At 43.2% G+C, this 21000-nt stretch carries 14 protein-coding genes and 1 tRNA gene; 6 read left to right on the top strand and 9 right to left on the bottom strand.

Going from position 1 to position 21000, the window contains the following annotated elements; all coding sequences use genetic code 11:
* Positions 1-86 precede the first annotated feature (86 nt).
* On the bottom strand, positions 87-2183 hold the full coding sequence (locus FHW89_RS09155) for a cation-translocating P-type ATPase (RefSeq protein ID WP_172334724.1): 2097 nt from the start codon (positions 2181-2183) through the stop codon (positions 87-89).
* Positions 2184-2299: 116 nt separating this feature from the next.
* Between FHW89_RS09155 and FHW89_RS09150 the strand changes: the two genes are divergently transcribed.
* A tRNA-His gene (locus FHW89_RS09150) sits at positions 2300-2373 on the top strand.
* A gap of 66 nt (positions 2374-2439) precedes the next feature.
* Here the strand turns inward: FHW89_RS09150 and FHW89_RS09145 are convergent.
* The gene (locus FHW89_RS09145; RefSeq protein ID WP_172334723.1) at positions 2440-4254 is read right to left on the bottom strand and encodes a hypothetical protein; all 1815 of its coding nucleotides are present in this window, start codon (positions 4252-4254) and stop codon (positions 2440-2442) included.
* Positions 4255-4529: 275 nt separating this feature from the next.
* Here FHW89_RS09145 and FHW89_RS09140 point away from each other — a divergent pair, with 275 nt between their 5' ends.
* Genes FHW89_RS09140 through FHW89_RS09120 form a run of 5 tightly spaced genes read left to right on the top strand, consistent with a single transcriptional unit; the run spans position 4530 to position 7607 of the window.
* Positions 4530-4853, top strand: coding sequence for a DUF4870 domain-containing protein (locus FHW89_RS09140; protein WP_172334722.1), 324 nt, complete (start codon positions 4530-4532; stop codon positions 4851-4853).
* Positions 4854-4874: 21 nt separating this feature from the next.
* Positions 4875-5339, top strand: coding sequence for a hypothetical protein (locus FHW89_RS09135; protein ID WP_172334721.1), 465 nt, complete (start codon positions 4875-4877; stop codon positions 5337-5339).
* 40 nt (positions 5340-5379) lie between these two features.
* Positions 5380-6360: a hypothetical protein gene (locus FHW89_RS09130; RefSeq protein WP_172334720.1), complete on the top strand. Its 981-nt coding sequence runs from the start codon at positions 5380-5382 to the stop codon at positions 6358-6360.
* Positions 6361-6364: 4 nt separating this feature from the next.
* Entirely contained in the window at positions 6365-7093 is a 729-nt protein-coding gene (locus tag FHW89_RS09125) for a hypothetical protein (protein ID WP_172334719.1), read from the top strand.
* Positions 7094-7115: 22 nt separating this feature from the next.
* Positions 7116-7607, top strand: coding sequence for a hypothetical protein (locus FHW89_RS09120; protein WP_172334718.1), 492 nt, complete (start codon positions 7116-7118; stop codon positions 7605-7607).
* Between the two features lie 244 nt (positions 7608-7851).
* Here the strand turns inward: FHW89_RS09120 and FHW89_RS09115 are convergent, their stop codons facing one another.
* From FHW89_RS09115 to FHW89_RS09085, 7 genes are all read right to left on the bottom strand, one after another.
* Positions 7852-8277, bottom strand: coding sequence for an SRPBCC domain-containing protein (locus FHW89_RS09115; RefSeq protein ID WP_172334717.1), 426 nt, complete (start codon positions 8275-8277; stop codon positions 7852-7854).
* Between the two features lie 93 nt (positions 8278-8370).
* Positions 8371-10287 carry a M1 family metallopeptidase gene (locus FHW89_RS09110; protein ID WP_172334716.1) on the bottom strand — a complete coding sequence of 639 codons (1917 nt, stop codon included), beginning with the start codon at positions 10285-10287 and terminating at the stop codon, positions 8371-8373.
* A gap of 92 nt (positions 10288-10379) precedes the next feature.
* Complete coding sequence (locus tag FHW89_RS09105; RefSeq protein ID WP_172334715.1) at positions 10380-10811, bottom strand: MarR family winged helix-turn-helix transcriptional regulator; 432 nt, start codon at positions 10809-10811, stop codon at positions 10380-10382.
* 11 nt (positions 10812-10822) lie between these two features.
* Positions 10823-14107 carry an efflux RND transporter permease subunit gene (locus tag FHW89_RS09100; RefSeq protein WP_172334714.1) on the bottom strand — a complete coding sequence of 1095 codons (3285 nt, stop codon included), beginning with the start codon at positions 14105-14107 and terminating at the stop codon, positions 10823-10825.
* A 5-nt stretch (positions 14108-14112) separates the two neighbouring features.
* A complete protein-coding gene (locus FHW89_RS09095) occupies positions 14113-17364 on the bottom strand; it encodes an efflux RND transporter permease subunit (RefSeq protein WP_172334713.1) in 3252 nt (1083 codons plus the stop codon).
* 47 nt (positions 17365-17411) lie between these two features.
* Complete coding sequence (locus FHW89_RS09090; protein WP_172334712.1) at positions 17412-18596, bottom strand: efflux RND transporter periplasmic adaptor subunit; 1185 nt, start codon at positions 18594-18596, stop codon at positions 17412-17414.
* Positions 18597-18613: 17 nt separating this feature from the next.
* On the bottom strand, positions 18614-20101 hold the full coding sequence (locus FHW89_RS09085; protein ID WP_172334711.1) for a TolC family protein: 1488 nt from the start codon (positions 20099-20101) through the stop codon (positions 18614-18616).
* Positions 20102-21000 lie beyond the last annotated feature (899 nt).

The raw sequence follows: 21000 nt of genomic DNA, 5'->3' as shown, positions 1-21000 counted from the left end.
ATAGACCATAGTCCACAGCTGCAAAAGTAAGAAACTTTGACTTATGCGTAAATAAAACAGAAAATGAAAGGGCCATGGACTATGGTCTATCGACCATCGACCTTTTTAATTTTCAACCTCAGCGAATTACCAATCACCACCACATCTGAAAAAGCCATGGTAAATGCGCCTACCATCGGGTTTAAAAAGCCCAGGGCTGCCAGAGGAATGGCTACAATGTTATATGCAAATGCCCAAAACAGATTTTGTTTAATGGTGAGCAGGGTATGCTTGCTGATCTGTAAAAATTTAATCACCGAATTCAGATCGGTATTAAGCAGCACAACACTGGCTGATTGTATAGCCACCTGGCTGGCATCGTTCATGGATACGCCCACATCGGCTTTGGTTAATGCAGGGGCATCATTTATTCCATCGCCTATCATGATGGTTTTACCTTTTTGCTTATACATCTCGATCACTTTCAACTTTTCGTCGGGCAGTTTTTCGGCATGCACCTCCTTAATGCCTATAGCAGAGGCCACTTTGAGGCAACGGTCTTTTTTGTCGCCGCTCAATAGTATGGGTTTGATGCCCATTTTTTTGAGTTGGGCTATAAGGGAGGCCGTTTCGGGTTTTATTTCATCATCAAGCGCTATCTGGGCCAGTAACTGCTGGTTTTTATAAAGGGAGAGATTAAAATGATCGTCCTTATTCAGTTTGGCAGTACCGAGGAAGTAATTGCTGCCTTGTACGTCTTCGGCACGCATACCGAGGCCTTTTTCCTCTTTGGCTACTTTGAGGATTACTTTTTGCCGGGGGAGATTTTTTAATCCGCTCACCAGTGATTTGGCTATTGGATGGTTTGATCGCTCTTCAATGGCGATAATGATGCCTCGGATCAATTCGATATCGACGCCAGCTTCGGCTTTGATCTCATTGATGCTGAACTTGCCGGTGGTTAAGGTGCCTGTTTTATCAAATACCACATATTTGGTATGGGCTACGGCTTCAATCGTGTCACCACCCTTGATGAGGATGCCACTCTTAGCCGCACGACCAAGACCTACCATTACCGCAGTAGGGGTAGCCAGTCCCATAGCGCAAGGGCATGATATCACCAATACGGCTATCGCGTTCAGCAACGAATGCTGCAGACCGGCATGAACGATGTAAAAAGTAAGTACAAAGGTAAGCAGGGAGATACCCAGCACTGCTGGTACAAATATAGAAGCAACCTTATCACCCAGTTTTTGAATAGGCGGCTTGGCTGCCTGGGCTTTTTTCATCAGCTCGATGATCTGCGACAGGATAGTATTGGAGCCAACTTTGGTGGCCAGCATATGTATATTGCCGTTAACTAGTATAGTACCGCCTATTACCCTGTCATATTTTTTCTTTTCAACGGGTAAACTTTCGCCGGTAAGCATGGCCTCATCTACAGACGCGCTGCCAGACAGAATTTCGCCGTCAACAGGTATTTTATCTCCCTGATTTACTAATAAGGTATCACCTGGGCGTACTTCTTTGGCGCTGATCACTTCCACACCGCCGTTAACAACACGGTTAGCATTTACCTGCTGAAATTTGATCAGATCTTTTACTGCCGACGTGGTTTGGGTCACGGATCGTTTTTCAAACACATTGCCTAATAGTACCAGGGTAATAATAGTAGCACACGTTTCGTAAAACTGATACTGCGGACCTAAATGCTGCAGTGTACCCGTAAGGCTATATACAAATGCCGATGTTGAACCGATAAATATGAGCACATCCATATTGGGTACGCCACCTTTTACAGAACTCCATGCACTTTTACCAAAATGCAGGCAGCCTACTATAAATACCGGCAGGCATAATAATAGTTGTACAATAGGTTGATGTAATACATGCCAGGGCAACCACATGCCGAGTAAAAGAGGTACGGTAAACAGGGCGCAGAAGACAAATTTATTCTCTACTTTATCGTAAAATGAAGGCTGATGTTGCGAAATATCGTCAATCACTCTAAAACCTAAATTTTCTATTCCCTTTTTTATTTCGGGCAATTTGGAGCTATCGTTGGTTGAAAATTTTACCTCTTCGCTGGCAAAGTCGACCAGTATATTATGTAAGCCCCTTTTTTCAAGTAGTTTATGTACAGATAAGGCACAATTATTACAATGCATCCCTGTCACGTTCAATTCAATTAATTGCTCAGCCATAAATACAAATCTAATAATTAATTAAAATCGTTCTAAATTAAACAGGTAAGCCGAATGTAATTTTAAAAAGAGTTTGCAAATAGCCGTAAGATTTCTATTTTTGCACTCTCCAAACGGTAGATGTAGCTCAGTTGGTTAGAGCATCGGTTTGTGGTACCGAGGGTCGTGGGTTCGAGCCCCATCATTTACCCGAAAGCCTCTCATGAAAATGAGAGGCTTTTTTTGTGCGCAATCATGACCTCGGCCAGCTATAGCCCTAATTCCCTAATTTCTGTAAAAAGAGGTTCAAATCTTCTTCTTTTTCCAATCCTAATTTTTGTTTTATCCGGTAGCGGCTCATTCGTACACTTTTGGCTTCGATATGCATCAGTTGCGAAATTTGCCTGGTATCCATTTTAAGATACAGGTAGGCGCAAAGTTTTAAATCGAGCAGGGTTAGTTTCTTTTTTGCCTTATCATTAAGCAGATTGAAAAATTCTGGATGCACATGTTGTATTTGTAATGTGGCATGTTCAAAGTCGTTATCCAGCAGCATTTCTTCTTTTAGTATCCGCTGCATATTTACAGGGTCACCCTCGGTTAGCTTATCTTTTATATCGTGCAGCATCCGGTTCTTGTGTTCCAGTTGAAGCGTGTTGGCCATCATTTCTAATTTTAGTTGTTGCTGCTGTGTTTCCAGTAATTGCTGCTCGGCTCTGAGCCTGGCCTGTTCTTCTTTTTCCAGTTTTACCTGTAGCTCAGATTCCTGATTTTCCAATTGTAATTGTTTTTCGCGCTGCATAGAATAACGCAACTTGAAGTGATATGACCTAAACATGAATAACAAACCCAAAACAGAAGCGATGGCTATACAGCCGTAAAGGTAATTTTGCAATCTGCGGCTTTTCTCTTTTTCCTTTAAGGCCTGCATTTCACTGTTCTTTTTTTCGGTCTCGTATTGTATTTCCAGTTTTTGAGTATTGAGAGCTTGTTCCTGGTTAAAGTTTTTGATGTTGTACTCCGTTATGTTCTTTTGAAAATCCAGCGCTTTTCCAAGTTCTCCTCTTTTTTCATAAAACTCCGATAAGCCCGTAACCACATTGATCATCGTGTAATAATAAGGTTGCTTATCAGTTTGCATGACACGGTAAGCTTCCAGTAAATATTTTTCCTCCTGAGGGGTATTTCCGTCGCGCCGGGCATATTCGCTTAGTATCCCCAAGCCGCTGGCCATAATTTCCTGACCGTTATTTGAGTTTTTTAATACTGAAAGGGCAATATTAGCATGCTCGATAGCCTGGTTCCGGGCATTTTTATCAGTTTGCGGGAAGTATTTATAGTAAGCGTTGGCGATATTAATGCAAGTAATACCATAGGTATTAGCAGATACCCTTCCTGAATGTTGCCGGTAGAGTATTTCTGACCGATTCAGGTAAAAGAAAAAGCTGTCAAGTTGGGCCTTGTTTTTTGATTTATTGTAATTGTATTCATGAGCTACTGACAGCGCGGTATAAGCATTACTTAATAAGTCATAATTTTTGGCCTGCAAGGCGTTTTCAACGGCTTTTCGGGCATAAAAATTCACTTTAGCTTCATTGTTCCAGTCGGAGTTTACGGCGTAAAGCCGGTAATAAAAACCAGCGGCTAAACCGGGGTCAGCTTTTTTTTCGAGCTCTTTTAATCCCAACTGGCAGTATTTTACTACATTATCCGAATTACCGAGCATTCTATATAACCATACTTTTGCGTAATAGCTATAGGCCATAGCTATGGGGTCATTAGCCTGTTGTGCCATGATTACGGCCGTATCACAGGTTTGTTTTAAAGTGGCCAACTGCTGTGTGTTGGCTTTAATAGTAGCCAATAGAGTATAGCCCTTAGTGGCTACCGTAAAGTTTTTATACTTTAAAGCCAGGACAATGCATTGTTTAGCATTGGATACGGCAATCTCATAATTTTTACTGACCCGGTTTGCCTGGCCCAGTTGGTAAAGTAAAGCAGGTTTTTCTTTTTCATTTAATGCGGGGTTATCAATAACAGAGCGTAAGCTATCTATTATTACATTCTGGGCCCGGGCAACAAATGATAGCATTATCATACAGGCCCCAATAAAGAGCTTATTCCATGGAGATGTCATGAAGCCAAATTACTACAATTAACTGAAAATTAATACGGAAACGCCAGGATTGGTGCTTGGGGTGTATTTGTAATATTCATACAATCAATTATTTATAAAACCTGTAGATATATTGTAGACGCTCTGCTGTAAATGGGTAGACGCTTTGTAGAATGCAAAAATTAGCATTGCATGGTAGTTGTCTGCAATTTTGTTACGGCAATATCGCCAGACGAAAAAACTAAATTATCATGAACAACAAAACATTATCCATCGTATCGTACATAACTCTTATTGGGTGGCTGGTCGCGTATTTTTCGGGAAAAGATAAAGCAGATGCGTTGCTCAAATATCATTTAAGACAATCATTGGGTTTAGCCATTGTGAGCATCATTCTTAATATCGTTTTACGATTTATTGTATCGTTGGTGCCTGCACTGGCCTTTTTGGGATTGATAGGCTTAGTGATCATTGTATTCTGGATATTGGGTATGATCAATGCAGCCAATAACGCCCAAAAGCCCATTCCTGTATTTGGTAAAGCATTTGAAAATAGTTTCCCTTTTATAGGTTGATCATTTTTAAAATATAGCCTTATGCAATCACTTAAATATTTTGAACAGGATGGGAATACCTACCAGGTGAAAATACAAAAGGGTATGTTCTATTTTCTTTCCTTACTCTCATTCGGGGGTATGGTTGCTACTTTGATTTATGGAAACAGCAAAGGTGCCTATTTTTTTGCGGCGTGCCTGGGTATCCTGGGTACGATAGGAATCCTGCGTACCACCGCCAAAATAAGCTTTAACACAGCAGCCAGGAGCATGACCTTTAAAACATTTTTCTTTACTCCTGAAAAGGAATACAGCTTTGATGATTTTGATCATTTCCTGATCTCCAAAATGACCAACATCGGCATCACGCTTAATGTGTCAGCTACCATGATTTTTTATAAGAATGGTAAAGAAAAAAGGATACTGGTGCGGCAAGGCTTTTTTGTTACCAAACCCCTGCAAAACTTTACGGACGAGTTGAGTGATATTATGGGCTTGCCCAAATGAAATTAAGAAGTAACTGGCTTTTAACTAAAACCAATCGACAATGAAACGCGGTGTTGCTATATTCTGGATGCTTTACATGTTGTTTTTCGCTATCCCTTTTCCGATGCTGTTATATTATAACATCAAAAGCGAAAACCCACTTGATATCGAAGGATCGGATCCCTGGCTTTCGTTAGGACTGACGGCTTTGTCAATGGTGCTTTGGATCATCTTGCTGGCAGGGTATTATCGTAAATGGGTTTTGAAGGCGTTTTCGGCCAAACGGAATATGGATCGCCTTAAGAAAAATGGAGTGCGGCGCGAGGCCAAAATACTGGAATCAGTCAACCTAACGAAACCCGACGCAGGGTATAATACCTACGAGCTTAGTCTGAGCTTTAAAAATCTGGCTAATACCGAGATTGTACAAAAGGCTGGCATAAATGATATGAAGCCCTATGAGCGCCGCTTTGAAGTAGGTAAACGGGTTGGTTTGTTAATTGATAAGGAGATGAAACATATCCCGTACTTTATTTTTGAAAATAGCGAAGGCAGTATCCGTAGAGGAATAATAGCGTTGATAAACCTGGGCTGGCTGCTGCTTTTAACGGTAGTGGTTGGATATTACATATACTCCTATCAGTCAGAAAGCGAGGGGATGGGCTGGCGCTTTATGAGCTTTGGACATCCGCTGCTGATTTGCCCGGCGGTACTACTGTTTTATCGTGTACTTCTCGGCTTTATTAGCAGTAAACTAAACAGTGGACTGGATAATGCTCCTTTAATTAAATTTAAGGGGGTCAGAACAACGGCTAAACAAATCGCGGCAAACCTTACCGGTACCTACATTAACGAGCAGCCGATGGTGAACTTCGAACTGGAATTTGTGGATTACCAGAATCATACACATAGGGCCAGCATCAAAAAAATTGTGAGTTTGCTCGATCTGGATAGCACAAAACAGAAAACGGCAGACATCTTTTATCTGCAGGATGACCCACAAAAAATAGCTTTTGCCACCGATTTAGACGAAATAGATTAAACCGATGAAAACGTTAAGCTCCTTTATAATCATTACAGTAGTTTGCAGTTTAACTTCTGTGGGCTGCAAACAGATCACCAGGAGTGTCGAAGAGACTTTTATACCTAAACCAAACCCACAACAGAGGGTAAGTAAACGTGCTTTGGTGCAGCAGGCGATTGACAGTACCACCAGCAGAGCAATAATGCAGATGCAAGATCAGTTAACAACAGCCTTATCAAAGGTTAATGCTACCTCGCATCGTAGTAGGCCTGTAAAGAGTAAGGATTTTTTAACAAACACCACGGCGCTGAAAAAAGCGGAGGCATCTTTAAGAAACCTGCCGCAGTACCGGGGTAAAGAGATCTTTATTTACCGGTCGGTACATTTTTATGATGACGGCAGCATTAGTATAATGCTCCGTCATCCTGAAAATCCGGATGATGTGGATAGTTATGAATACCGGAATGGTGCCTGGTCAAAACCTAAACCAGAACAGGTATCGGTAAATGCTGATATAGACAGCCGGTCGGTTTCCCTGGATGAGGTCGACTTTACTACGATAGCCAACATTACCCGCTTATATAATGAAAAGGCTGCGGAAATTGAAGGTGCCAGGCCAACAACCAGCGCTTATATGGTGGTTTGGGATAAAGTGATGCGCTGGTATCCTGGCACCATCAATGGCAGCCGCCAACGTTACTCCATAGAATTTAACAACGACGGTACACTAAAAAGCTTCAGGCAGGATTGATATCGCCAACTAAAAAATAAAGATGGATCGCTATAATTTGAAAATAATGGGTGGGAAGCTGAGTTTTCAGCCGATGCGCAACTACTGGATCAATATTGTTATTTCGGCCTCGATAGCCGTAGCCGTATTTATCATAGTACCTGTGCTAAACCTTGGGCATGATAGTACCTGGGGATGGCTTACCGTAGGCATGGTGCCAGCACTTTATGCCATTTATGACTTTTTGTTCAGGGTAAATGTTACTTATGAGTTTGATCAGTACGCCCAAACCATTTACCGCAAATTTCCGGGATTATACACCCGTAAATTAATGAATTTTGAAGATGTGCACCTGCTGCCCGTGGAGTTGAATGGTTTGCTGCATTACGCCATTTCGAACAAGAAAAATAAATTCGGCAAAAGCTATCCCATCAGCCATGAGTTTGGCAGCACTAAAAAAGACCTGAAAAGGCAAGAGGAATTTGAAACAGAAGTTTTGGCAGCCATAGAATCCTTTTTACAGGGCAGGGCCTGATAAACCATATGCTCATTAAAGCCTAAAAAGTGGGTTTACATGGTTTACACTTTTTATGGTTTGCATTTATGTATTTAATTAACAATCAGATAGTTAATTTTATTTTTATGCTATTTTATGGGTTTTAGTGTAAACCCACTTTTGGGCTCCTGAGGTTGCTTCTTGCCCCAACTTTATCAATGTGCCCAAAGAATAAATTGTCATAGGTTTAGTTCTGAGGGGCTTTGGGGTTTTCGTTTTTTAATTAAATATCAGATTCCGCATATCTTTTAAAGCCATCTAATACGGCCTGGCAAAAATCTTTTTGCATATCGAGTGGGTGGTTCTTTTCGGGTTCAAAGGCTTCGGTTATTTTCACCATATGGCCTGTTGTAAAAGTTATGGTTGATCTGCGGTCGTCGTCAAGGGTGTAGGAGATCAGTTCATGAATTTTGACCTCATCATAGGTGCCTTTAAAATCGAAACGGGAGCTGCCATCTTTTAATTCCATGGCAAAAAGGAATCTGCCGCCCGCCTGCAGATCATTTTCTACTTTAGAATTACGCCACTCCTCAGATGGGTTATTCCATTGCATAATGTGCTCCGGTTCAGTCCACCTGGCCCAAACTGTTTCAATCGGGGCGTTTATTTCTACCTCCGCGGTAAGGATCGTTTTATTGTTACTGTTCATATTCATGAATTTATGATACAAAAATAGCGTACATGCAAAAAGAGCAAGCGTGTGAAAACGACAAATTAAGGGCAGTTTGCGACAGACTACATGCTATTTAACCACATAGCTATTATCCGAGGTATTGGCATCCAAAAATACCCCTGTATTTATCTCAACGGCTTTTACTACCCTGTCTGTTTGAAACACAAAGCTGACAGCCTGCGGATTTTGCTCCCATATGGCAGGTGTTTGGTGTATGATCTTGCAGGTGCCATCCAGGCAGATAATTTTAACATCAAAGGGGATATAAAACCCACCGGTGTTTTTGATAGTGATGGCGTAGCCATCTTTGGTTTTGTTTACCTTTTGTAATGACAGATCGATATAACCATTGCTGAAAAACCAATTGTTGAAGAACCAGTTCAGGTTTCGGCCAGATTTATCGCTCATGGAATTAAAGTAATCCCAGGGAACCGGATGTTTACCATGCCAGTTGTCCATATAACCTTTTAACGATCTTTTAAACAGGTCATCACCCAACAGGTCCTTCAACGCAAAGTGGCTCAAAGCCGGTTTTCCATATTCGTTATTGGAAAGGCCATCTCTTAATTCGCTCGTAGGCGTGATGATGGGCAGATCTTCCGGGGCTGATGGATCACTGATCCACGGTTTTACCCGGAGCTCAGTCCATAGCGCATCGGTGCTTTCCTGACCTATTTCTGTGGCGCCTATCAACCTTTCGAAGGTGGTGGCCCAGCCTTCGTCCATAAAACCATAGCGACTTTCATTGGTACCCATATAAAACGGAAACCAGGTATGAGAGATCTCATGATCCAGTAAAAGCTGAGCAAAGTTCAGATCATCTTTATGGCTGGCGTTAACCATCATGGGGTATTCCATATCCGCATATCCCTGAAAAACGGTCATTTTTGGATACGGGTAAGGTACACCTGGTAAATTGTTCGAAAACCACTTTAAGGCGTACTGCCCAAATTTTACTGCAGAGTGAAAATCGGCGGCACTATCCAGGTAAGCTGCCTGTATGCTTGCTCTTCTACGTGTAGAATGATCAACAACTACACTTGCCGCATCCCAAACATAATGATCGCTTATGCCTACAGCCATGTCGCTGATATCATCCGCCTTCCAGATCCAGGTATTGAGCTTGGTTTTTGCGGTGATGTTCTTTTGGGCAAGGTCGGCAGGAGTGACTACGTGTATGCTAGAGTCGCTGTTCATGGAGCTTTGCAAACGCTTGGCATACTCTGGTTGTAGTACCTCCTTTGGATTTTGTAAGGTTCCTGTTGCCCACACCAAAAAATCAGATGGCACTTTAACCTGCAGGGTATAGTCATTAAAATCGTTGTAAAATTCCTGGATATCTAAGAAAGGGAGTTTATCCCAGCCATTATAATCGTCATAAACGGCTACCCTCGGGTAAAAATAGCCCAGGTAGAAAGAGGTGGAATCAATAACCCCTTCGCGACCCGCACCCAAAGCCAGTTCATAATGCCAGGTAATATCCAATTTTACAGATTGATGTGGCAGTAAAGGTTTTGACAGGGCGATAGTTTGATTGGTTGTGGCATCCTGATTGTTTACCGTTACAGGCTGGCCATCTATTGAAAAACTATCCATCTGCACACCCTGGGTTAAATAGTTGGCTTGCGCATTGGCAAATCGTGCCGCTCCCGGTTTGTGTATGTTCATGATTAGCTTCATATTCAGTTCTTTGAGCGTATCCGGACTGTTGTTACTGTAGATGATCTGCTCGGTTCCCTGGATATTTCTGCTGGGAGGTAATACAGTTAAGGTGATGTTGTAGCTGCTGTGATTTTGCCAGTAATTTTTACCAGGTTTCCCATCTGCCGACCGGGTTTTGTTTTTAAAAGCTTGTTTCAGGTCGCGGGGATAGTACAGGCATTGGGCACGTAATTGTGCATGTTCAATAAGCAGGAGGGCGGTTATGAAGGAGATGAGTGATAGGCTTTTTTTGATGAATTTTAAATCTGCTGTTAAATATTTCATGGTAGATATTTTGAACCATGACACATTTAACAGCAGATAACCCTGACTGCGATCTGAAAAATATTATACTTTTATGAAAGGCATAGTATGTTTCAATGCTTGTTTTTAGTCAGGTTTTGCATTATCGCTTCGGCCACCTCGAAAAAAGTATCCAGTTTTTCTTCGCTGATGCCGGTATTAGCCAATTCATTTACCTCTTTTACTTTTGTTTCGATATAAGGAATAGACAGTAAAGCATGAGGTGATAAGGAGATATAATGCTGACGCCTGTCGGCGGGGTTTGTTTTCACGATCAGCATTTTTCGCTGTTCCAGTGAATAAACAATACTCACCACCCTCGATTTATCAACGTGCAGCAATTCTGCTAATTTATTTTGCGTTATCGGGCCCTTTTGTTGGGCCAAAATCAACAATACTTCAAAATGATGATTCACCTTGATAGATGATAATTCCCTGGAGAGGTTCTTATTATATAAATAATTGATCAGTCTTAAATTTTCTGATATCAGCTGTGTGTGTTTCATAGATCGCTACGCTATTTGTTATTTTCATTTGCTGTTTGCTTGTCCGCGTTATGTTTGGCATTGGCTTCGGCAATATCATATTCCAGTTCGGGGTCGATATTCTGGGCCTCTACTTTGCGGGCCTTTTCCATTAATTCTTCATGATGTTCCTGCAAATAAGCCAGCTGCTTTTTACCGTAAGAAAAACGGGTAAATAATACAAAGAGCACAGGCACAATAAATATGGAAATGGTTGACGAGGCTATCATCCCCCCTAAAACCGTGATGCCAATGGTATTTCTGGATTCGGCACCAGCACCTGTTGCTAAAACCAGCGGTAATACGCCTAAAATAAATGCCAGGGAGGTCATGATGATAGGGCGCAAACGCAGGCGTACGGCTTCCAATGTCGATTTGATCAACTCCTCACCTCGATCCACCCTTATTTTGGCGAATTCCACAATGAGGATGGCGTTTTTTGCCGAAAGGCCTATCAAGGTGATTAATCCTATCTGAGCATATACGTTATTGGTAACCGTAGGCACAACAGTAAGCGCCAGAATAGCGCCAAAAGCACTGATGGGAACCGCGAGCATTACGGAGAAAGGTACCGACCAGCTTTCGTACAACGCCGCCAGGAACAGGAATACAAAAATGATGGAAAACATGAAGATGTAAACCGTGGTTGAACCCGCCTTGATCTCCTCATAGCTTAAGCCCGAAAATTCATAGGTGTATCCGCGCGGTAATGTTTTAGCTGCTAATGCTTTTAACGCCTCAATAGCCTGGCCACTGCTATATCCCGGCGGTATAGAACCATCAACCTCGGCCGAGCGGAAAATATTGAAGTGGGTGATCAACGGGGCCGCTACAATAGGCTTATAGCTGATCACTGTGCTTAAAGGCAACATTTGTCCAACAGAATTATGTACGTAATACTTGTTCATGTTGGAGATGAGTGCGCGATAAGCGGTATCGGCCTGCACAACTACGTGGTAGGTGCGGTTATACAGCGTAAAGTTGTCGACGAACAAACTACCCATGTAGGCTTGCATGGTCGAGAAAACATCAGATATATTAATGCCCAGCTTTTCGCATTTTTCACGGTCGACATTCAACTCATAACTTGGCGTATGTGCCGAAAAGTAGCTATACGCGCCTGCTGTGGCCGGATTGGCTTTTGCCGCTGCCACAAACTTTTTAACCACTTTTTCAAAAGCATAAATATCGTCGGTGGTGTTACCTTGTTCAATCTGCATACTAAAACCGGCTGCCTGGCCTATACCCCTGATGGGAGGAGGTTGAGCTACCACCACGTTAGCATTTTTGATACCCGCTTTGGCTATCTTTTGTTTGATCACATTCATCAGTCCGGGTACACGGGTATTTGGAGTGGTACGATCGTCCCAGGGAGTAAGCATACAAAACATGGAACCATTGTTGGAGTTGGCCCCGCCATTGAGTATGTTAAAGCCCGATATGGCCGTGTAATGCAATATGCCCGGTGTCGAGGCCACTATTTTCATCAGCTTCTCCATGACCGTAACGGACTGAATGGTTGATGAGGCCTCGGGTAGCTGGTAGGTTACGTATAAACGCCCGCCATCTTCTGCCGGTACAAATCCGGATGGTTTAACCCTGAACATGATATAGGTACCTACACAAATACACACCAGTATGATAACAATATACCGGGCCCCTTTAATACTGCGGTGAACGCCGTTAGTATATTTCAGGGTGATCTTTTCAAATCGCTTGTTAAAAGCATCAAAGAATTTGGTTAGCCAGTTTGATTTTTCGGTTACCGGTGGCGTTGGCCTTAACAGCAAAGTACAAAGCGCTGGTGTTAGCGACAAGGCCACAAAAGCCGAAAGCATAACCGATATGGCAATGGTAATGGCAAATTGCTGGTACAAACGCCCCACAATACCCGGAATAAAGCCCACCGGCACAAATACCGATGCCAGGATCAATGCTATGGCAATCACCGGTGCGGCGATCTCCTTCATGGCCTGATAGGTAGCTTCCTTGGGTGACAACCCCTTCTCATCTATATAATGCTGCACCGCCTCTACCACAATAATGGCATCATCCACCACAATACCAATAGCCAGCACAAAGCCAAACATGGTTAGCGTATTGATGGTAAATCCCAGCGGTATAAAAAATATGAACGTTGCCAGAATAGATACCGGGATAGCCAGTATAGGTATCAGTGTTGAGCGCCAGTTTTGCAGGAACAGGAACACCACAATAGCCACTAATGCCAATGCTTTAACCAGGGTGCCTATTACTTCTTGCATCGACACTTTGATGATGGTTATCGATTCAAAGGGAACCACATAATCCACATCTTTTGGGAAGGATTTTTTGAGTTTGGCCAATGCCGCGTAAACATTCTCGGCAGTTTGCAGCGCGTTACTTCCCGGCGATTGATATACCTGTATGGTTGATGCCCGGTTGCCATCCACAAAGGCATTACTGGAGAAGGTGAACTTACCCAGTTCAACCCGGGCCACATCCTTAAGGTAAACCAATTGCCCGGTTCCGGGAATGGTTTTTACCACGATCTTTTCATAGTCCGAAACTTTGCTCAGCATCCCATTTACCAAAATTCCCGTTTCAAAAGTTTGTGAGGATTGTTGGGGTGGAGCACCTGCAGAACCAGCTGCAACGTAAACGTTCTGACCGTTAAGGGCAGCAGTAACATCAGCAGGCGTTAAACTGTAAGATGCCATTTTATCCGGATTGAGCCAGATACGCATACTGAAATTATCGGTACGTGCACTAACATCGCCCACGCCGGGGACACGAAGTATGGCATCCTGGATAAACGTATTGGTATAGTTATCCAGGAAGGTGATGTTATGGGTGCGTTTAGGTGAGTAAATCGCGACCAGCATTAACTGATCGGGGTTACTCGCACGTACGGTCAGCCCCAGTTTACTTACCACGGAAGGTAGCAAGGGCGTGGCTATGCCCACCCGGTTCTGAACGTTAAGCGCGGCGATATGTACGTTGGTGCCTATTTTAAAGGTTACCCTTATACCCATGCTGCCGCTGTTGGTATTGGTACTGGTCATGTATTCCATGCCCGGTGTACCGTTTACCTGCTCTTCGATGGGAGTGGCCAGATTTTGCTCAACTGTTTGAGCATCTGCGCCGGTATACGATCCGTTTACCGACACACTTGGCGGTGATATATTAGGATATTGGTCAACCGCCAGATTGAAAAGGCAGATCAGTCCCGCTATCATTAATACTAATGATATAACAATAGCGGTTACCGGCCTTTTTATAAATGTATTTGAAACCATCCTTGTTAGCTTTTATGTAATTCACGGGATTTTGCAATCTCATATTCCAGTTCGGGATCAATGTTTTGAGCTTCAACTTTTCTTGCTTTTTCCTTCAGATTTTCTTTGTGTGCCTGTAAATACTCCAGCTTTTCTTTGCCATAGGAGAAGCGGGTTATCAGCACAAACAGTACCGGTACAATAAATATGGCCAGCGTTGAAGCCGCTATCATACCGCCTAAAACGGTAAAACCGATAGTCCTTCGCGCTACCGCACCCGCACCTGTTGCCAATACCAAAGGCAATACACCCAAAACGAAGGCAAGGGAGGTCATGATGATAGGGCGTAAACGAAGACTTACGGCTTCCAGCGTTGATTTGATCAGCTCTTCGCCCATATCTACCCGCACCTTGGCAAATTCTACTATCAGGATCGCGTTTTTGGCCGCGAGACCTATCAATGTGATGAGACCGATCTGCGCGTACACGTTATTGGTTAAACTCGGCACTAGTACCAGGGCAAGGATCGCGCCCATAGCGCCTACCGGTACAGCCAACAGTACAGAGAAAGGAACCGACCAGCTTTCATACAAAGCCGCCAGGAACAGGAATACGAAGGTGATGGAGAAGATGAATATATAAATAGTGGTTGAACCCGCCTTGATCTCCTCATAACTCAGTCCCGAAAACTCGTATTCATAACCCTGTGGTAAAATCCGTTTAGCCAGATCCTGCATGGCAGCAATGGCTTCTCCACTACTATGACCAGGTGCTGCAGAACCATCAACCTCGGCAGTGCGGAAGATGTTGAAATGCGAGATCAGTGGTGGCGCGTCAACTGGCTTATAACTGATAACTGTACCCAGCGGAACCATATCACCCGCCTGGTTACGTACATAGTATTTATCCATGTTATTTACTACTTTTCTAAAGGCCGTATCCGCCTGAACCACTACGTGAAACGTTCGGTTATAGGTGGTGAAGTCATTGATATAAAGACTACCCATATACGCCTGGATGGTGGTGAATACATCGGCTACGTTTACACCTAATTTCTCACACTTCTCCCGGTCTACCGTTAAGCTATAGTTGGGGGTGTGAGCGGTATAAAAGGTAAACGCCTTGCTGATAACCGGGTTTTTATTGGCTTCGGCAACAAAGTTTTTCACCACTTTTTCAAAGTCCTGCAAATTATCAGAGGTGTTGCGTTGTTCTATCTGCAAACTGAAGCCCACAGTTGTACCAATACCAGGAAGGGGTGATGGTTGGATAACTTCCACATTGGCATCCCTGATACCAGCATCAGCAATACGTTTTTGCAGCTCGCCAATGATTCCTGGTACCTGCTCGGTGGATTTACTGCGCTCATCCCATGGGGCAAGCTGGCAATAAATAGTACCGTTGTTGGAGTTACTGGCATTGGTTACCACGTTGAGACCGGATAGAGCCGCGTAATGGGCCACACCGGGTGTCGATCCGATAACTTTCATCAATCTGGACATTACATCAACAGAAGCCGCGGTAGAAGATGCCGGCGGTAGCTGGAAGGTCACATACAGGTTGCCATCATCTTCAGAAGGAATAAAGCCCGATGGCTTATTCTGGAATAAGAAATAGGTGCCCACGCAAATGCAGATCAAAATGATCACCACAAAACGCGATGCCTTGATGCTTTTTCTTACACCTTCGGTATAACTGGCGGTTACCTTTTCAAACCAGGTATTGAACTTGAAGAACAATTTGTTAATGCCTTTGGCGTCTTTATCCAGGTGTGATGGTTTTAACAGAAGGGTACATAGCGCCGGTGTTAAGGAAAGGGCTATAAATGCCGATATGATCACCGATATGGCGATGGTAATGGCGAATTGTTGATACAAGCGCCCCACAATACCCGGGATAAACCCAACCGGAACAAACACCGCCGCCAATATCAGCGCGATAGCAATTACCGGTGCCGAGATATCCTTCATGGCCTGGTAGGTAGCTTCTTTAGCCGACATGCCATCATGGTCGATATAATGCTGCACGGCTTCTACCACGATAATGGCATCATCCACCACAATACCAATGGCCAGCACAAAACCAAACATGGTTAGGGTGTTGATGGTAAAGCCCAGGGGGATAAAAAAGCAGAAGGTGCCAAAAATAGATACGGGAATAGCCAGTACCGGGATCAGGGTCGAGCGCCAGTTTTGCAGAAAAATAAATACCACAACGGCAACCAGCGCCAGGGTTTTTAACAGCGTTCCTACCACATCCTCCATAGAAACCTTAACCACGGTAACCGATTCAAAAGGAACTTTGTATTCTACATCCGATGGAAAGTTGGTTTTCAATTTAGCCAGCGCCGCGTATACACCGTTGGCGGTTTCCAACGCGTTACTGCCCGGTGCCTGGTAAATTTGCAGATAGGAGGCTTTATGCCCATCAACAAAGGAGTTGCTCGAAAAAGTAAACTTACCCAGTTCAACCCGGGCAACATCTTTCAGGTAAACCAGTTGGCCCGTGGCCGGTACTGTTTTTACAATAACTTTTTCAAATTCAGATACTTTGCTCAATCGACCATTAACCAGGATACCCAACTCATAAGTCTGGCTTGATGCCTGTGGCGGCACACCGGCCGTACCGGCCGCTACCTGCACGTTTTGCGCATTAAGGGCATTGATCACGTCCTGTGGGGTTAAGCTGTAAGCAGCCATTTTATCCGGGTTCATCCAGATACGCATACTGAAGTCATCGGTAAAGCGGTTGATACTGCCTACACCTGGTACGCGCAATAAAGCATCCTGAATAAATATATTGGTATAGTTATCCAGAAAGGTGATATTATGCGTTCCTTTCGGCGCATAAATAGCCACCATCATCAGCATACTGGGGTTAACCGCGCGAACAGTAAGGCCAAGACGGCTTACTACAGCTGGTAGCAGTGGAGTAGCAATACTCACCCGGTTTTGCACATCAAGTGCGGCAACGTCAATGTCTGTTCCCATTTTAAAGGTCACGTTCATGCTCATTTGCCCGTTATTGGTGTTATTACTTTGCATATATTCCATGCCTGGAGTTCCGTTTACCTGTTCTTCAATAGGGGTGGCCACGGTTTGTTCAACGGTTTGCGCATCGGCACCGGTAAACTGACCGTTCACCTGTACAATAGGCGGCGTAATATCCGGATATTGGTCTATCGGTAAAAGCAGTATACTTACTGTACCGGTAATGATGAGTACAATAGATATAACTATAGCCGTTACAGGTCTTTTAATGAAGGTGTTAGCAATCATACAATACTTTGTCTAAAAATTTCAGATTGTGTTTTTTGGCGATGCTATTAGCGTCCGCCCCTGCCACCGGCTGATGGCCCAACCTTATTAGCCGTTGTAATTCGTGAGCCATCATGTAAAAGCTGCACGCCGTCAACCACAATCCGGTCTCCGCTGTTAATACCAGTTTTGATGATCATATTAGGTCCTATAGTTTGACCGACCTGAACCTTTTTCTGCACTGCAACCAGTTTCTTTATCTTTTGCTTGGCAGAGTCGGCACCTGCTTTTGGATTGTTCATCAGGCTGTCTTTAGCGGTATACACAAAGTATTCGCCCATTTGCTCAACCACGGCTTTGCCCGGAACCAGCAACTGCGGACCTTTCTCCTGGTTATGAACCCGCACTACGCAGCTCATCCCAACCCTAAGCATACCTTTGGGATTTGGAAACACAAGCCTGATAGTAATAGAACCTGTTTGTGAATTAACCGCACGGTCGATCACCGAAATTTTTCCGTTGATGGGATAAAGACTATTATCAGCCAATAGAATGGTAAAAAGTGAATCGGTGGTTTGCTGTTTGTTTTGCTGTAACAGCTCAAAACGAGGTAGCTGCTTTTCGTTGATCACAAAATCAACAGCCATAGGATCATCGGTCGATATGGTATTCAACATTGTGGAACCGCTGGTAACCACGTTGCCTAATTTTACCTGGCTAAAACCGATGGTGCCATCAAAAGGGGCATATACGGTAGCGTAGTTTAAATTTGTGCGGGCCGTTTTTACCGCCTGATCTGCCGATTTAACCTGGCTTTGCGCGTTTTGCAGCGTAATTACCGCGTGGTCATAAAGTTGTTTAGCAACAGCATTATATTTGTTCAGGTAATCATAGCGATCGGCATCCTGTTGCGATTGTACTAATGTGCCTTCGGTTACCTTGCGGTTGGCCACCGCTGCATCATAGCTGTCCTGGTATATACGCTTATCGATCTCGTATAATTTCTGACCTTTTTTTACATGAGTACCTTCTGTAAAAAATATACCTGTTACAGCACCCTGTACCTGTGGCAACAGCGTAACCTGGCTAAGAGCCGCCGTAGTTGAAGGGTATTGATCATAATACAGCACATGTTTTTCCTTTACCTTAAACAGGTTAACAGGAACTTCAGGATTAACGGGTGGTTGCTTTTTATTGCACGCTGCCAGAATAGTAAGGCTTATAAAAATGGCATTTAAAAATACTCTTTTCATGGAGTTGGTTTTTTATATTAATAAGTGATATCTCCCATTGCCTTTTCCAGGTCGATTTTGCTCGAAAGCAGCTGGAACAGCGCGTTGGTGTAGTTGATTTCTGCGGTAATTAAGTTCGATTCGGCGGTTATAACATTCAGGTAAGCCACAATACCTTGTTTGTACTGAAGGTCGACCACAAAGTATACCCGCTTGGCCATGGCCACGTTTTTCTGCTGAACATTAAAGTTGTAAAGGTTACTCCGGTAATCGGCCAATCCTGTGGCATACTCTTTATGTAATTGCAGTTTCAGATCCGCCTCGTCCCAACCGATCAGTTGTTCCTGCAAATGCGATTTATGCAAATTATGCAGGCGCGCAAACCCGGTAAATATGGGTATGCTGATGGATAAACCTACCAACGAACTTGGGTAGGATTTGGATAAAAGATTCGGAAAACTGTTGTTCGCGAACTGTGCACTGTAGTTAAAAAATCCCGATACGGAAGGTAAAAACTGATACCTGTAATAGCTGCTTAATTGAAGCTGCAAATCCTTTTTGGTTTGGATCTGTTGATACTCTATCCGTTTTTCATATTGCAGCTGCTTGGTAGTATCGATCTGGATATCGTTCATCATCTGTACGGTATCGATACTGACATTAAAATCCTTATCAGGCTCATAACCCATTAATTGTTTTAAAGCAGCGTATTGAGGTACCACATTTTCATTGGCCTGCTTAAGCTGAGCCCTGGAATTGTTGAGGGTGATGGTTGCCTGCAGATAATCCGTTTCATCAACAATACCGCCTTTATATTGGTGGTAAGTATCGCGAAGGTTTTTACCCAGGCGGGTAGTGTCTTCTTTTAAAACGTTGATCTGCTGTAGTGTAAGCAATACATTATAGAATGATTTACTTACTGCCGATACCAGGAATATTTTGGTGCTATCAGTTACTTGCTGGGCTTGTTTAACCAGCAAGGGGGCAGTTTTAGCAGCATATAATAAATTAGGGCTCACTATAGCTTGTGTAACAGCCAGCTCGGGAATAAATGTATTGGAATAACTCGAACGCACATTAGTGCTTGAGCCAGTGCCGGTACCCGTACTGCCGGTGGTAGTGCCACCGGTACCCACACCTGTTGATATATTGGCGTTAGATTGCTGTATATAATGGATGAGGTTACCATTGGCATTGGCCTGGGGCAACCAGGCCGACAGATTAATGGCATTGGTTGTTTTGGCGATATCGACATTGATCAGTGATTTATTTAACGCTGGCTGATGGATCATAGCATACTCGATACATTGTTTCAGTGTCATGTACTGATCGCTGCTGTTGCCCGGGTTTGTAGCGTTGGGCATAACAGGAAAGCCAACTTTATTAGTGTCCGGGATATTTTCCGGAACTGGGAACGATTTGGTTTTAGGCTTAGCATTTTGCGCCTGTGCGCTCAATGATAAGAGTAGCAAACCCGCGAATACAACGAAAAGGTTGTGCTTAATATTAAAATGTATTTTGTTCATTTCAAAACATATTGTTTGTGCCTTCCGGCACATCCGTATTTAGTTTTATCAGGATGATGGTTCAGTTGATGATTATCTGCTTGTTTTTTGAGCAATAGATTTTAAAAAACAGCTGAACAAACTGAGATATTATTCCATATGAAAACCGGAATAATACATATCGTGAATCGGAACCTCTGTTAATGAGAAGCTTCAATCAATTAGAGCAGGAAATAGCAGGAGAGAATCAGATCCTAAGCGTACACAATCTCAGATATGAACTCGGTGATAGTGCACCTGGTTGACTTACATGAGTGTTATGTTTTTTAACTATAGCCAGTGAAATAAGGCTACCTAAAAAGAAAGATAAAATAAGGACAAAATCCTTATCTGGAGGGGTTATTAAAGCTTTACGGTTGTTTTCGATGCCTCGCTGAAAAGGTATCCTTACATTACCCGCGCTTTGGTTTTTATGAAGAAGATCTACACTTGAAGACGATTGAGACTTGTCGATCGGAGTATAGAACCTGGGCATCGAAGCGATGTGGATCAAAGATATAGCCTGTAATATCACTAAAAGTGATAAAACGATACATTGCTTTATGATCTGTTTCCGCGTTTTCACGACATAATTTTAACTGCTGTAAAAATACAGTTTTACCTATCAACTGTTTTGTAATTATTTAGATACAGAAAATAATACCTCAAACAAAATAAGTTCAAGATTTTAATAAAAAGAGATTTATCCAAGCCAAATATTGCCTAAATAATAGAAATAACAAGCTTTTTAAGTCTCTGTCATTTATTTGGTAATTCATGAAGTTTTTATGAAGAGGCCTTGACGAGGGTCAGAAGGTGATGTTTTGTGACCTGCCAGTTTGCCCTTAAAGGCAAACAGCGGTTACCGCGAAACGGCCTCT

It is taken from the genome of Mucilaginibacter sp. SG564, from assembly GCF_013149275.1.
Classification (GTDB): Bacteria; Bacteroidota; Bacteroidia; order Sphingobacteriales; family Sphingobacteriaceae; genus Mucilaginibacter.
This window is presented reverse-complemented; position numbering and strand designations above follow the sequence as displayed.